Genomic DNA, 15,588 nt, shown 5'->3' with positions numbered 1-15,588 from the left:
CCGATGGCTGAGCAGACCCGGCTGTGGCAGCTACTGCGCCCCCACCGCTACCAGCTCGCCGGTGCATTGTTCCTGCAGGTCGTCAGCGCCGTCGGCGGCCTGGTGCCCTATCTGGCCGTGGTGGAGCTCGGCCGCGAGCTGCTCGCTGCGGGGCCGCCCGACCGGCGTCGGATCTGGCTCGTCGTGGCCGTCGCCGCAGCCGGCCTGCTGGTCCGGCTGGTCGCGGGAGCACTGGCCTCGGCGGTTGCCCACGCGGCCGACAGCAGCATGCAGCTCTCGTTGCGTCGAATGCTCGCCCGGCAGCTGACCGAGGTGCCGATGAGCTGGTTCTCCCGGCAGAGTTCCGGTGGCCTCAACCAGGTCGTCCAGAACGACGTCAACGATCTGCACACGTTGGTCGCCCACACCCCTGGCGAGCTGACCTCGGCTGTCGTGGTCCCGGTCCTGTCGTTGGTCTACCTCGCCACCATCGACTGGCGGATGACGCTGGTGGCCCTCGTGCCGGTTCTGGTCGGGCTCGTGCTGCGTCGCGCGCTGTCCACCGAGCGACGCAAACGCGACGAGCTCGAGGTGGACGCGGCGATGGGGCGGATCGCGGTCGCGGCGGTGGAGTTCGTCGAGGGCATCGCCGTGGTCAAGACATTCGGTGGCGGCGGACGCGCGCACGGGCGGTTCGTCGCCGCCGCCGACGACTTCGCCCAACTCTTCCTGCGCTGGGTGGGCCGTGCGGCGTGGCTCGCCTCACTGGCCACCCTGGTGCTCTCACCGATGTTCGTGCTGCTGGTCGTGCTGGTCGGCGGTACCGCGATGATCGGCTCGGGCACCCTCGCCCCGGCTGACCTGCTGCCGTTCCTCCTGCTGTCCCTGGCGCTCACGGCACCCGTCGCGGCCCTGGCCCACGGCCTGGACAACGTCAACGCCGCCCGCCGGGCAGCGGTCCGGATCGGAGCGGTCCTGGCGGTGCCGCCCGCCCCGCGCCCGGCGACGCCGCGGATCCCCGACGGTCACCTCATCGAGCTGCGCAACGTCAGTTTCAGCTACGACGGGGAGCGCACGGTGCTCAGCGACCTCGACGTGGTGATTCCGCCCGGCAGCAAGGTGGCCGTTGTCGGCGCGTCCGGTGCCGGCAAGTCCACCGTCGCGCAGTTGCTGCTCGGTTTCCTCACCCCGACCACCGGATCGGTGCTGCTCGGCGGCGTCGATGTCCGCGACATCGAACCCTCCGTGCTCTATCGACAGGTCGCGTTCGTCCCGCAGGACGTCCGGCTGCTCCGCACCACCGTCGCCGACAACATCGCGCTCGCGTCGTCGACGGCCAGCCCCGAGGAGGTGGTGCGGGCCGCACGCGAGGCGGGAATCGACGCGCACCTCGACAGCCTGCCCCGCGGCTACGAATCCGTGGTCGGCGAGGACGCCGGACTCTCCGGCGGCGAAGCCCAGCGGGTTTCGGTGGCGCGGGCCCTGCTGCTCGACGCTCCCGTGCTCGTGCTGGACGAGGCCACCGCGTTCGCCGACCCGGCGACCGAGGCGAAGACCCGCGCGGCGATAGACGGCGCGGACAACCGGCGTACCCGGGTGGTGATCGCCCACCGGCTCGAGACGATCCGTGATGCCGATCTTGTGCTGGTCATGGCGGACGGCCGGATCGCCGAGCGGGGCACCTTCGACGGGTTGCTCGCCGCCGACGGGTTGCTCGCCGCCATGTGGCGTGCCCAGCAGACACCCACAGGGGCAACCGTGGCGGCGGAAGCCGTCGCGCCACCGAGAGGAGCCACGTGGTGATCGCCCTGCTTTCCCGGATCCTCGGGCCTGACCACGTACGCCCGCTGAACCGTGCCCTCGTCCTGATCACTGTCGCATCCGTCGCCGAAGGGCTGGCCTATGCGTTGCTGATCCCGCTGCTGCGGGCGCTGCTGGCCGGTGATGCCTCGGGTGCCTGGCCGTGGCTCGCCGCGTTCGGTGGTGCGGTGGCGGTCGCCATGGTGCTGCGGTTCCGCAGCGATGTCGCCGGCTTCAGCACCGGGGCGGCCCTGTCCCGGGGCCTGCACCACCGGCTCGGCGACCACCTGGCCCGCCTGCCGCTCGGCTGGTTCACCCGCCGGCGGCTCGGTGAGGTCGGCATGCTCGCCAGTCGGGGCGTCCTGTCGACCATGGCGGTGCCGGCGCACCGGCTCCAGCCGATGATCGGTGCGGTGGCGACGCCGGCGACGGTGGCGCTCGTGCTCTTTCTGGTCGACTGGCGGCTCGCGCTGGCAGCGCTGGCCACGGCGCCACTGATCCTGCTGGCCCAGGTCTGGACGAATCGTACGACCGCGAACCTGGACCGCGAGCGGTCGGTCAGCGCCGACGACGCCGCGAGCAGGGTGGTGGAGTACGTGCAGGCCCAGCCCGTCCTGCGGATGGGGGGCACGACCGGGAGGGGCTACGGGCTGCTCGACTCGGCCCTTGCCGAGCAGCAACGCACCGGGCGACGTGCGGCGATCAAGGCGATCCCCGGCGTGCTGGCGCTCTCCCTCACGGTGCAGGCCGGGCTGACCGCCCTGCTCGTCCTCGGTGCCGGCCTGGCGCTCAGCGACGGGATCGGCGCGATCGACCTGCTGGTCGTGTTGATCCTCGCGACCCGGTGCGTCGACCCGCTCCTGTCGCTCTCGGATCTCGCCGGTCAACTGCGCAACTCCCGGGAGGAACTGGAGCGGATCGACGCGGTGCTCGCGACGCCCACCTTGCCGGAGCCTGCCGATCCGGCTCCGGTGCGCGGTGGCGACATCGAACTGGACACCGTCAGGTTCGTCCGCGACGGCCGAGAGGTGCTGCACGGCGTCTCGGCCGTCATCCCCGAGGGCGCACGGGTCGCATTCGTGGGACCGTCCGGTGCCGGCAAGAGCACCATTCTCCAACTCATCGCCCGTTTTCATGATCCAGATTCGGGTGCGATCAGGCTCGGCGGTGAGGACCTGAAAGGACTCGGGTCGGCACAGTTGTCGGGGCATGTGTCGATAGTTTTTCAAGATGTTTACCTTTTTGATGGGACGATCTCTGAGAACGTGCGGATGGGTCGTCCGGACGCGTCCGATGAGGAGCTTTTCGCGGCGGCGCGGGCGGCGAACCTTCAGGAGGTGATAAATCGTCTTCCCCTGGGGTGGGACACCAGGGTGGGTGAGGGCGGTGTCGCGCTGTCCGGCGGCGAGCGTCAACGGGTGTCGATCGCTCGGGCGCTACTCAAGGACGCGCCCGTGCTCCTGCTCGACGAGCCGACCGCCGCTCTCGACGTGGTCAGTGAAGCCGCAGTTCAGGGCGCTCTTGACGGTTTGATGATGGGCCGGACGGTGATCATGGTGGCGCACCGCCTGCGAACTGTGCGCAATGTTGACCAGGTCTACTTTGTTGATCAGGGAAGTATTGTCGAGTCTGGCAGTCACGACGAACTACTGGCGCGAGGGGGTCGGTATGCGAACTTCTGGGCCGTGGCGCACAGCAACTCTTAACGGGGGTTAATCCATTTACGAGCGTCAATGCTCATGCTAGGATGGAATCTTATTAGAGTCAAAGCTCCGTGAGGGCTGGGCGTCTAAGGAGGTTCCGGATGGCGGCGGCGGACGCGAATCCCGAGAGCGATGATCCCGGAGATCACAAATCCCATTTACCGGGGGTTGCCGACGAGCTGAGAGGATTTATCTCCCCGCTATTGGGGGTGTCGTTGACCTCCGCTGACGACGACTCCTCGTTGATCGAACTGGGCCTCCAGTCGCTGCATCTGATGCGGCTCACCAACCGGCTGCGTCGATCCGGCAGGAAAGCCAGCTTCGCCGAGCTGGTCGCCGATCCCACCATCTCGGCATGGGTACGCCTGCTGGGCGACGCACCCGCGCCCCGGTCCGCCCGTGCCCAGCCGGTTCAGCGTGAGCCTGCTGCCGAGGCCCCGTTCGCGCTCACCCCGGTGCAGCAGGCGTACTGGGTGGGCCGTGGGGACGACCAGCCCCTCGGTGGTGTCGGATGCCATGCCTACCTCGAGTTCGAGGCTACCGGCGTCGATGTCGAGCTGCTGGGAACGGCGTTCCGCGCGCTGCTCGCGCGGCACGCCATGCTGCGTGCGGTCTTCGGTGAGGACGGCACACAGACGATCGCCGCCGAGTCCGGCTGGGATGGTCCCGAGGTGCACGACCTGCGTGCGACCGAACCGGCCGAGGTGGAAGCGGAGTCCCGGCGGCTGCGCGAATCGTTGTCGCACCGACGCCTCGCGGTGGAGCGCGGGGAGGTGGTCGACCTCCAGGTCAGCCGGCTTCCCGGCGCCGACCGCCTCCACCTCAACATCGATCTGCTGGTCTGCGACGTGCACAGCATCCGACTGCTCCTCGCCGACCTGGCCGCCCTCTATGCGGGTGAACGGTTGCCCCCGTTGAGCCTGACCTTCTCCCACTACCTGCACCGCCGGGCTCCGGTCAGGGAGCAGGCGTGGGCGGCGGCCCGAGACTATTGGCAGGCCAGGCTGCCCGATCTGCCGGGCGCTCCGCATCTGCCCCTCGCGGTCGAGCCCAGCCTGCTCCGCACGACCCGTTTCGTCCGCCGCGTCCGGCAGCTCTGCCCGGACGAGTGGGCGGCGCTCGGACAGCGCGCCGCGGCGTATGGGGTCACCTCGGCCACCCTGCTCCTGACGGCGTACGCCGAGATCCTGTCACGGTGGAGCGGCGACCCACGGTTCCTGGTCAACATCCCGTTCTTCGACCGGGACCGGGAGATCCACCCCGACGTGTCGCATCTCATCGCCGACTTCACCAGCCTCACCCTGCTCGAGGTCGACCTCGGTGCCGCCGCCGACTTCGCCGGACGTGCCCGGGTGATCCAGCAGCGCCTGCACAGGGATCTCGACCACAGCGCCTACAACGGAGTCGAGGTGTTGCGCGAACTGCTGCGCGCCGACCCGGCCTCTCCCCGAACCGCGCCGGTCGTGTTCGCCTGCAACGTGGACACCCCGTTGGTACCGACAGCCTTCGCCGACCGCTTCGGCGACCAGACGTTCATGCTCTCCCAGACGCCCCAGGTGTGGCTCGACAACCAGGTCTACCTGACCCGCGACGGTGGTCTGATGATCGCCTGGGATGCGGTCGAGAACCTCTTCCCCGACGGGGTGCTCGACCAGATGCACACCGCCTATGTCGAGCTGCTGCGCACGCTGGTCACGGCCGACTGGTCCGTCGGGGCCGCCGTGGAGCTTCCCGAGGTGACCCGCTCGCGTCGTGCCGAGGTCAACGGCTCCTGCCGCAAGCACAGCGGACAACGGCTACATGACGGGTTCTTCACCCGGGCGGCACGCGACCCCGACCGCACGGCGCTGGTCTGGGGCCAGGACGGGCGGATGAGCTACGGCGAACTCGCCGACCGCGCCTGTCGGATCAGCGCCTGCCTGCGGGCGCGGGGGATCGGCCGCGGCGACACCGTGCTGGTGACCGCGCCCAAGGGGCCCGACCAGATTGCTGCGGTGCTCGGCATCCTCGCTGCCGGCGCGGCGTACGTGCCCGTCGGCGTCGACCAGCCGGTGGCCCGTCGTGCCCGGATCGCCGCCATCTGCGGCGCGGCGGCCCTGCTCGCCGCCGGTCCGGGCAGCGGCGGAGCTGATCCCACCGGGATTCCCGAGCTGCTGATCGCCGAGGCGTTACGACAACGACCCGCCCCGCCGGCGGCCGGCGAGCCCGACGACCCCGCTTATGTCATCTTCACCTCCGGCTCGACCGGCGAGCCCAAGGGGGTGCAGCTCAGCCACCGTGCGGCGGTCAACACCGTGGAGGATGTCAATGAACGCTTCGACATCGGCGATGACGACCGCGTCCTCGCCGTGTCGGCGCTCGACTTCGACCTGTCGGTCTGGGACATCTTCGGCCTGCTCGCCGTGGGTGGGGCCCTGGCACTCGTGGCGGAGGACGAGCGTCGGGACGCGACCCGCTGGCTGGAGCTCTGCGCCCGGCACCGGGTGACGGTGTGGAACTCGGTGCCGGCGCTGATGGAGATGCTACTGACCGCTGCCGATCCGGAGCCGTTGCCCCCGTCCCTGCGGCTGGCGCTGCTCTCCGGCGACTGGGTCCGGCTGAGCCTGCCCGAGCGCCTCGCCAAGCAGACCGGCGGCCGGTGCGGGCTGGTCGCGCTCGGTGGTGCCACCGAGGCGGCGATCTGGTCGAACGCCTTCGTGGTGGAATCCGTCCCGGCGCACTGGCGCTCGATACCCTACGGAACCCCACTGCGCAATCAGCGCTACCGCGTGGTCGATCTGGTGGGCCGGGACTGCCCGGACTGGGTACCCGGCGAGTTGTGGATCGGCGGGGACGGTGTCGCCGAGGGATACCGTGGCGACCCGGGCCTGACCGCGCAACGCTTCGTCGAGTGGGCGGGCATGCGCTGGTATCGCACCGGCGACCTCGGGCGCTACTGGCCGGACGGCACCCTGGAGTTCCTCGGACGGACCGATCATCAGGTCAAGGTCAACGGCTTTCGGGTCGAGCTCGGTGAGGTCGAGGCGGCGATCGCCGCGCATCCGTGTGTGGCGCGGGTCGTCGCGGTGGCCGACGGCGAGCACAACAACCGACTGGCCGCGCTGGTCGTCGAGGCGACCGCGGCGGTTGATCCGTTGCCGCCACCCGGCCCGGCCGCCGAACCCCGCGCCGATGCCGGGGCCGATGCCGAGGCCACGCTCATGGCGCTCCTCACCGATCTCGCGGCCGGCGCCGGTGCGGTGCAGGTCGACGCCCTAGCGGTGTCCGCGGGACATCGTGAGGCGCTGACCGCGTGGCTCGCCTTCCTGTCCGAGCGCGACGTGGTCCGGATCGAGGCGGGAAGGATCCGCGCTCTGCGCCAGCCGGAGGGGACGCCGGGCGGTGCCGGTACCGAGGCTGCGGCACTCGACCGGGCCCGCCCACTGCTGGCCACGGTACTGGCCGGTGAGGCCGATGAGGCGGCCCTGCTGGACGACCCGGCGCTCTCGCCCGAGGGGCTGGACCGCCCTGGCGTGTCCCTCGGTCTCCGGGCGGTGGGTTCCGCCGCCGACGCGGCCGTCGCAACGCCGGGCGCCTCCCGCGTCGTGGTGGAGTATGACGCGCACGGCGGCCGGACCGCCGAGTTGCTGATGGCGGTCAGCCCGGACGCGGTCGGTGCCGAGGGGACGACCTACGTGCTGGTCAGCCGATTTCCCGAGGCGCTGGCGGCGGCGAGTGCCCGGCTCGCCGGCCGGGCGGGCGGGGCGACCGTGCGCTGCGAGGACGGTGTGACGGTGCCCGACGACCTGCTGCACCGCGCCGACGTCGGGCTGATCAACGACGCGTTCGCGATGGCCTCGCCCGCCGTGGTGCTGGCCGGTATCCGGCCGATGCTGCGTCCCGGTGCCCGGGTGTTCGTCGTGGCCGGCGCCGACGACAGCCTCTCCGCAGTCGTACTCGGTCCTCTGCTGCGCGGCAACGGTCCCCGCCGGGTCGGTCCGCCGGTCGCATCGTGGCTGGCGGGGTTCGCCGCGGCCGGGTTCGTGGCCGGCGAGATCGTGCGGTACGGCGAAGGTGCGGTTCTGCTCACGGCGTGCCTCGACGAGGGGGCGCCGGCCGTGGACATCGGGCACGTCCTGGAGTGGGCCGCCGAGCGGTTGCCCGGTCACATGGTGCCGGGGCGGCTGGTCGTGACGTCCGCCCTGCCGCTGAGTGCCAACGGGAAGGTGGACCGGGGTGCCGCGCTGAGACTGGTCTCGGCCAACCGATCGGCGGCCGGTCCGGGGCATTCGGCGCCCCAGGGCCCGATCGAGGAGGCGGTGGCCGACCTGTGGCGGCGCTCGCTCGGACTGTCCTGCGTGGGTAGGCACGACAACTTCTTCCAGTCCGGTGGCGACAGCGTGCTCGCGACCCGGATGCTCTCCGAGATCCGATCGAGGTTCGGCGCGGCGCTGCCGATGGGCGACGTCCTGAGGGCGCCGACGGTGGCCGGGATGTGCCGCCTCATCACCGAGCGGGTGGGTGCCGGCAACGCGGTCGAGGAGCTCGAATCCGGCGTGCTCTAGTCGCCAAGCGACCCATCCGACAGCACATGGGGGATTCAATGGAAGCGACATCGACAACCGATGCCCGTACGTCGGCGACCGCCGGACCGCTGCGCCGGTTCGCCGTCCGCCGTCACGCCCGGGCCCGCCTGGTCTGCCTGCCGCACGCGGGCGGTTCGGCGAGCCAGTTCCGCCGGTGGGCGGTGGACGCACCGTGGGACGTGGAGATTCTGGTGGCCCAGTACCCGGGCCGGGAGGACCGCTACGGTGAGGCGGCCCACGTGACGATGTCCGGCCTCGTCGCCGAACTGCTGCCCGCCGTCATGACCGACCATGGCTCCCTTTCGGCATGTCCAACTGTCCTATTTGGACATAGCATGGGTGCCTCGGTCGCCTATGAGCTCGCGTGTCGCCTGACCGCCCTGGGCACCCCGCCGGCCGGGCTGGTGGTCTCGGGCCAGCCGGGTCCGGCCCGGCTGCGCCGGACAACCCTGCACAGCGAGGACGATGACGAGCTGATCGCGGACCTGAGCCGGCTCAGGGGCACCGGTGAGGCCGTACTACGTGACCGGACCCTGCTCGGCGCGCTGCTACCGGTGATCCGTAGCGACTACCGGCTGATCGAGACGTACCGCCCACCGGCACACCGCCCGCTCGCCATTCCGGTCACGGCGCTGCGTGGCAGCGACGATCCCGAGGCCGACGCGGCCGAGGTCGCGGCGTGGCACGAGGTCACCACCGGCCAGTTCGACGTGTGTGCGCTACCGGGCGACCACTTCGCGCTGCTGGACCCCAACGGTCCGGTGCTGGCCCGCACCATGACCGCTGTTCGCTCGGCGGTGACCGCCATCGTCGCGCTGCCGTCCGCGCCGTAGCGACATCGCCCCGAACACCACCGTCACCGGATCGAACCCGTACAGAGAGGGGAAGCCGCGTGCTCGAGAACTGTGTGCCCTGGCCCGACGAGACGGCCGACGCCTACCGGGAGGCGGGCTACTGGACGGACGAGGTTCTCGGCCGATGGCCTGCCGACGACCCCGGCCGCGCCGCCCGCTGCGCTCTGGTGACCGCCGAACGCACCCTGACCTACGCCGAACTCGACCGGGCGGCCGAGCGCCGTGCTGCCGGACTGCTCGACCGGGGCATCGGGCGGGACGACCGGGTGATCGTCCAACTGCCCAACGACATCGATCTGGTCGTCTGCACCCTCGCGCTGCTGCGGATCGGCGCGTTGCCCGTCTTCGCGCTCCCCGCACACCGAACGATGGAGATCGTCGACCTGGTCGAGGTCTCCGGTGCCCGGGCCTACGTCGGCGCCGACGTGGTGCTCGGCCACGACTTCCGGTTGATGGCCACGGAGGTGAGGTCCCGGTGCTCGACGCTCACCGAGGTCTTCATCGCCGGTGAACCCGGCGACTTCACCGCGCTCGCCGAGGTCGACGCCGAGCCCCGGACGACCCCGCCGCCCGAGCCCGGTGACGTGGCGATGTTCCTGCTGTCCGGCGGCACCACCGGCAAGCCCAAGCTCATCCCGCGGACCCACGCGGACTACGCGTACCAGCTGCGCGCGAGCGCCGAGGTGTGCGACGTGGGTCCGCACAGCCGGCTGCTGGCGGCGCTGCCCGTCGGGCACAACTTCCCGCTGGGCTGCCCGGGAGTACTCGGGGTGCTGCGGGCCGGCGGCGTAGCCGTGTTGTCGCCGTCGCCGTCGCCCGACGACTGCTTCTCCCTGATCGAGTCGGCCGGGGTGACCATCACCTCCCTGGTGCCGCCGATGGTGCCGCTCTGGCTGGAGGCGGCCGAGTGGATGCCGGAGGACCTCTCCTCGCTCCAGGTGCTGCAGGTCGGCGGCGCACGGCTCGACCCTGTGACGGCGGGGCGGGTCCGCGAGGGGCTCGACTGCCGTCTGCAACAGGTGTACGGCATGGCCGAGGGACTGCTCAACTTCACGCGACTCGACGACCCGCAGGACCTGGTGCTCACCACCCAGGGCCGCCCGCTCTCGCCGGGCGACGAGATCAGGATCGTCGGGCCGGACGGCGCCGAGGTCGGGACCGGGGAACCCGGCGAGTTGCTCACCCGGGGGCCGTACACGTTCCGTGGTTACTACCGGGCACCCGGGTTCAACCGCGTCCGTTTCACCGGCGACGGCTTCTTCCGCACCGGCGACGTCGTGCTGTCGCGGCCCACCGGCCATCTGGAGGTGGTGGGGCGGATCAATGATGTCGTCAACCGGGGCGGCGAGAAGGTCCCGGCGCAGGAGCTCGAGGAACTCCTGATGACGATGCCCGCAGTGGCTGGCGCGGCGGTCGTGGCCGTGCCCGACCCGGACATGGGTGAGCTGACCTGCGCCTGCATCGTGCCACGTGGCGCGGAACACCCCCCGGCGTTGCACGAGATCCGTAGCGCGCTGACCGAGCGTGGCGTCGCGGGCTTCAAGCTGCCCGACCGCCTCGTCGTGTTCGACCGCCTGCCTGTCACGGCGGTCGGCAAGATCGACAAGAAGACGCTCACCGCGCGGGCCGTTGCCCAGTTGATCGGAGGAGGAGCCCGATGACCAGGCACTACCGAACCGCAGTTGTCGAAACGACCGAGGAGCCCATCGTCTGCGCCGTCGCGGTGGCGGACATCTTCGACAACTACGTGGTCTATGAGTCACCAGAGGGCTGGCAGGTTGCCTGTGGCACCGCGGCCGAGGTCGTGGTCGGCCCGAGGACCGTGCGGTGCGTCTATGACGGACAGACCGTCGAGACACCCTGGGAGGGCGACCCGCTCGTCCCCGTCCGCCGGTTTCTCAACGAGCTGCCGCTTGCCGGGTGGCGGGCGTACGGATGGTGCGCCTTCGAACTGGGGGCGGCGCTCGCGGGACTGGAACCGGCCGACGAGGTGCTGGCCCACCTGCTGGTTCCCGCGGTCGAGGTCCGTCTGCAGGGCTCCCACGCGACCGTACGCAGCCTCACGGCGGAGGACCTGGACACGGTCGAGCGCCGGCTCGCCGACCCGACGTCGCAGCCGCGACGCCCGGCCGGGCGGGCGAGCGTCGACCTGGCGGCCGCCACTGACGAGTATCAGGAGGCCGTCGCCTCGGTGGTCCGCGACATCAACGCGGGGAAGCTGGAGAAGGCGGTGCTGTCCCGGGTCGTCGGCGTGCCGGAGAAGATCGACTTCCCGGCGAGCTTCATGGCAGGGCGCCGCCGTAACACACCTGCCCGGTCGTTCCTGCTCGCCATGTCCGGCCTGCAGGTCTTCGGCTTCAGCCCCGAGATCGTGCTGCGGGTCGATGCCGACGGCACACTGGTCAGCCAACCGTTGGCCGGCACCCGGGCGTTGTCCGGCGATGCCGAGACCGACGTGCGACTGCGTCGGCAACTCCTGACCGACGCCAAGGAGATCCACGAACACGCCATCTCGGTGCGGACGGCCGTGGAGGAACTGCACGGCTCGTGCCGCCCCGACACGGTCGCGGTGTCGGAGTTCATGACGGTCAAGGAACGCGGCTCGGTACAGCACCTGGGCTCCCAGGTGACCGGACGGCTCGCGGAGGGCCGGGACGCCTGGTCGGCGCTGGCGGCGGTCTTTCCCGCCGTCACCGCGTCGGGCGTGCCGAAGCGTGCCGCGTACGAGGCCATCGGCCGGCTCGAGTCGCAGCGGCGCGGACCCTACGCCGGCGCGGTGGTGACCGTCGACGCGGACGGGAGCATGGATGCCGCGCTGGTGCTGCGCAGCGCCTACTCGCGTGACGGGGTGACGTGGCTGCGCGCCGGGGCGGGCGTCGTCGGGCAGTCGCGACCGGAACGTGAGCTGGAGGAGACCTGCGAGAAGCTGGGCTGTATCGCCGGTTATCTGGTGATCAGTGAAGGGTGAGCCAGCCGTCGGCCGTACACCGTCGTCAAGAGGTGACCGCACATGTCCACGGGAATGAACATTCACTTCGAGCTGCTCGGCCCGGTGCGCGCCTGGCGGGACGGCCAGGCGGTCCCTCTCGGGCCACCCAAACAGCGCGCCGTGCTCGGTCTGCTGGCCAGCCGGGTCGGTGAGGTGGTCGGCGTCGAGCAGATCGCGGACGCGGTCTGGGGAACCGACATTCCGCAGACCGCGGCCAACGGCGTGCACACGTACGTGGCCGGCCTGCGCCGTGCCCTGGAACCCGGCCGCAGCCGTCGGCAGACCGGTGCGGTGCTGATCTCGGCGGTCGGCGGCTACTCGCTGCACACCGACGCGCGGGCGGTCGACGCCGCGCTCTTCGCCCAGATGGTCGCCCAGGCCCGGCAGTTGCGCAGCGGCGGCGACGTGGCCGGCGCGGTGGAGATGTTCGAGAGCGCGCTCAAGCTCTGGCGCGGCGAGGCGTTCGGCGGCGTTCCGGGCCCGTTCGCGGCGCTGGAACGCAGCCGGTTGCGGGACCTGCGCCTGACCGCGGCGGAGGACCACGCCGCCTGCCTGCTCGATGCCGGCCGCCACACCGAGGCGGTCGGCTGGTTGACCGAGGCGATCGGCGAGGATCCGCTACGTGAGCGGCTCCGCGGGTCACTGATGGTCAGCCTCTACCGGTCGGGCCGGCAGGCGCATGCGTTGCGGGTGTACCGGGAGACCTGCCAGCTCCTCAGCGAGGAACTCGGCATCGATCCGAGCCCCGAGTTGCGCGAGGTGTACCGCCGTATCCTGGTCAGCGATCCGACGTTGGGCGTTCCGGCTGTCCAGCGGAGCACGCCGGTCGCCGTGGTGCTGCCCGCCCCACCGGCGCAGCTGCCCGCCGTGCCGTCGGGGTTCGCCGGGCGCGACGAGGAGCTGGCTCTGCTGAGCCGGCAACTGCTGCGGCCGGACGGGGGATCGGGCGCGGTCCGGCTGGCGGTCGTCGACGGACCGCCGGGCGTGGGCAAGACCGCCTTCGCGCTCGAGTTCGCCAAGCGGATCGGCGGGGCCTTCCCGGACGGGCAGCTCTTCGTCGACCTGCGTGGGACCGACCCCGGAGTTGCTCCGGCCGGCCCGGGGGAGTGCCTGCTCTTCCTGCTACGCAGCCTGGGGGTGGAGGACGCCCGCATACCCGGCGACCTGGCCGGCCGGATCGCGCACTACCAGAGCCTCGTGCACGCGCGGCGTCTGTTGATCGTGCTCGACGACGCCCGCAGCGCGAACCAGGTACGCCCGCTGCTGCCGCGTAGCTCGTCGTGTGTGCTCGTGACGAGCCGGGTCCGGCTCGGCGGTCTGGTGGCACGCGACGGCGCGCACCGGGTGGCCCTGCGGCCGCTGGATCCGGAGGTTTCGGTCGAGCTGCTGGCGCGCCTGGCCGGGTGGGAGCGGATGCGGCCGGACAGCCCGGTGACCCGGCGACTGGCCAACCTCTGCGGGCACCTTCCGCTCGCGTTGCGGCTGGCGGCGGACGCGTTCGCGACCGATCCCGGCCATCCCCCGGCCGAACTGCTCGAACGGTACGTGGCCGAGCGCAGCAGACTGGACCGGCTGGCCGTGGCCGATGACGCCTCGACCAGCCTGCGGGCGGCCCTGGATGTCTCCTATCAGGCGTTACCGGACGATGCGGCCCGGCTGTTGCGGACGTTGGGTGCCGCCCGGCGCGAGACCATCACCGCCGCCTTCGCCACCGCGCTGACCGGCGCTCCCCGGCACCACGTGCAGCAGCAGCTGGCCGTCCTGGCGGACAACCGCCTGATCGAGGAAGCCGGCCCCGGGGAGTACCAGCTCAACAACCTGGTGGCCGTCTACGCCCGGGAATGCGCGGGGGACGCGGGACACGGGCGGGCGTCATGATCGGCCACGGCGATCCAGAGCGAAACCATAGGCCCTACAGACGCCGGTGTCAGCCTGATGAGGCCAACACGGGACCTGCACGGACGGGAGTGGCGGAACATGCGTGTCTTGCTCATGAGTGGGCTCGGCCCCGCCAATCTGAACTCGGGGTACCTGTCGGGGTCGCTGCTCGATCGCGTCCGCGGCCCGCAGGCGACCCGGGTGCTGGAGCTGGCCGGCAAGCCCGACCTGGACGTGAACCAGTTGGCTTTCGACAAGGGCGGCCGCAGGTACGCGCTGCTGCGTCCCCGTCCCGACTCGGTGCCCCACCTGACGTCGGTCACCCTCACCTCCATCCTCGCCTCCAGTGGCCACGAGTTCGAGCGGGTACCGCTGGAGGAGGTGTGGACCTCACAGGTGCGCCCGCCCTCGGGCGACATCGACGTGGTCCTGCTCTCCTCGACGTTCATCTGGAACGACGGGATCGTGGCGACGGCATTGGACTGGATCGCCAAGCACGTCCCGGACACCCCCGTGGTGATGGGCGGCCAGTACACCAACCTGAAGTTCATGCCGGTGATGCGCGACCATCCCGAGGTCTTCGCCGTGGTGCGCGGCGACGCCGAGGAGAGCCTGCCCCGGCTGCTCGATGCCATGCAGGCGGTAGCGCCCCTCGACGGCATCCCCAACCTGGTGTGGCGTGACGGACCGCGGATCAGGATCAATGCCGTCGAGTACGTGGATCTGGAGCGCTTCCCGTCCCCGACGGTCGCCGGCTCCGCGCCGATCGTGCCGTTCGAGTCGATGCGCGGCTGCCCGTTCGACTGCAAGTTCTGTTCGTTCCCGGCCGCCTCGCCGAAGTGGCGGTACAAGTCCGCCGAGAAGATCGTGCACGACTGGGCCGCGTACGGTCGACACAACGACGCCAAGATGATCTCGGCGATGGACTCGACCTTCACCGTTCCACCGACCCGTATGCGCCGGTTGCTGGAGCTGCTGCCGGACGCGGAGACACCGCCCTGGGAGGGCTTCAGCCGGGCCAACACGATCAACTCCCCGGAACTGGTGGAGAACCTGACCCGGTCGCGGTGCCGCCAGCTGCACATCGGCTTCGAGTCGATGAACGACGAGACGCTCAAGCGGATGAGCAAGCGGGTGAGCGTGAAACAGAACCGGCGCGCCGGTGAGCTGCTCAGCCAGAGCGACATCGGCTACTACGTCTTCTTCATCGTCGGCTACCCCGGCGAGACGCCCGAGGCGTTCGCCCACACCAGCGACTTCCTGGTCGACGAGTACGTGGGTCACTTCGCGCTCAGCAAGTTCTCGATCACCGACGAGACGATGCCACTCTGGCAGGACCGTGAGGAGTTGCAGATCGTCTCGCACGACCCTACCGATCCCACGGCCGCCTGGTCGCATATCGGAATGGACAGCGCCGAGGCCACCCGGCTGCAGAAGGAAACCCTCGACCGGGTGCGGCACGGCAGCGAGACGGCTGTCCTGCACCTGTGGCAGCACGCCTTCCAGCACTGGCTCATGCCGCACCGCGACCGGCTCACCAACATCCGCGCGGAGAAGTGCGTCGAACGGATGGTTATGGCGCCGGTGGACTACCCCGACGCCGGCCAGGCAGCCGCGGTCGTCAACGGTGAACTCGACAAACTGCACGCGCTCGGGATCGAGCGTGCAGACGATTCTCGGACCCTGTGCCGCGAGGCCATATAGAGTCACGAAAAGCAGTGGGCGCCGGCGACCGCCGGCGCCCACTGCTTTTCGTGGTCGCGGCAACCCCAGAAATCCTCCAGACGGTGTCCAGAGGGAAGGCAGCAACCGCACCGAGA

At 70.7% G+C, this 15,588-nt stretch carries 8 protein-coding genes; all 8 read left to right on the top strand.

Annotation, left to right across the window (positions count from 1 at the left end; genetic code table 11):
* Positions 1-3 precede the first annotated feature (3 nt).
* The 8 genes from ACN268_RS10820 to ACN268_RS10785 all read left to right on the top strand — a co-directional run bounded on the left by ACN268_RS10820 (position 4) and on the right by ACN268_RS10785 (position 15,472).
* Positions 4-1,782 carry an ABC transporter ATP-binding protein gene (locus ACN268_RS10820; protein WP_363656072.1) on the top strand — a complete coding sequence of 593 codons (1,779 nt, stop codon included), beginning with the start codon at positions 4-6 and terminating at the stop codon, positions 1,780-1,782.
* Positions 1,779-3,485, top strand: a complete 1,707-nt coding sequence (locus ACN268_RS10815) for an ABC transporter ATP-binding protein (protein ID WP_363656074.1) — start codon at positions 1,779-1,781, stop codon at positions 3,483-3,485. The genes ACN268_RS10820 and ACN268_RS10815 overlap by 4 nt, the downstream gene beginning before the upstream one ends.
* A 98-nt stretch (positions 3,486-3,583) precedes the next feature.
* Complete coding sequence (locus tag ACN268_RS10810) at positions 3,584-8,026, top strand: amino acid adenylation domain-containing protein (protein ID WP_421483042.1); 4,443 nt, start codon at positions 3,584-3,586, stop codon at positions 8,024-8,026.
* Between the two features lie 38 nt (positions 8,027-8,064).
* Positions 8,065-8,880 (top strand): thioesterase II family protein, encoded by an 816-nt coding sequence (locus tag ACN268_RS10805; protein WP_363656078.1) that lies wholly within the window; start codon positions 8,065-8,067, stop codon positions 8,878-8,880.
* Between the two features lie 59 nt (positions 8,881-8,939).
* Complete coding sequence (locus tag ACN268_RS10800; RefSeq protein ID WP_421483040.1) at positions 8,940-10,562, top strand: (2,3-dihydroxybenzoyl)adenylate synthase; 1,623 nt, start codon at positions 8,940-8,942, stop codon at positions 10,560-10,562.
* The gene (locus ACN268_RS10795; RefSeq protein WP_421483038.1) at positions 10,559-11,869 is read left to right on the top strand and encodes a salicylate synthase; all 1,311 of its coding nucleotides are present in this window, start codon (positions 10,559-10,561) and stop codon (positions 11,867-11,869) included. Before ACN268_RS10800 ends, ACN268_RS10795 begins: the two co-directional genes overlap by 4 nt.
* Before the next feature lie 42 nt (positions 11,870-11,911).
* Positions 11,912-13,768 carry an AfsR/SARP family transcriptional regulator gene (locus ACN268_RS10790; protein ID WP_363656084.1) on the top strand — a complete coding sequence of 619 codons (1,857 nt, stop codon included), beginning with the start codon at positions 11,912-11,914 and terminating at the stop codon, positions 13,766-13,768.
* 99 nt (positions 13,769-13,867) lie between these two features.
* Complete coding sequence (locus tag ACN268_RS10785) at positions 13,868-15,472, top strand: radical SAM protein (protein ID WP_421483037.1); 1,605 nt, start codon at positions 13,868-13,870, stop codon at positions 15,470-15,472.
* Positions 15,473-15,588: the final 116 nt, after the last annotated feature.

The organism is Micromonospora sp. WMMD735, assembly GCF_049178995.1.
In the GTDB taxonomy this organism is placed as follows: Bacteria; Actinomycetota; Actinomycetes; order Mycobacteriales; family Micromonosporaceae; genus Micromonospora; species Micromonospora wenchangensis.
The sequence above is the reverse complement of the archived record's forward strand: the minus strand, read 5'-3'. Positions and strand labels throughout refer to the sequence as shown.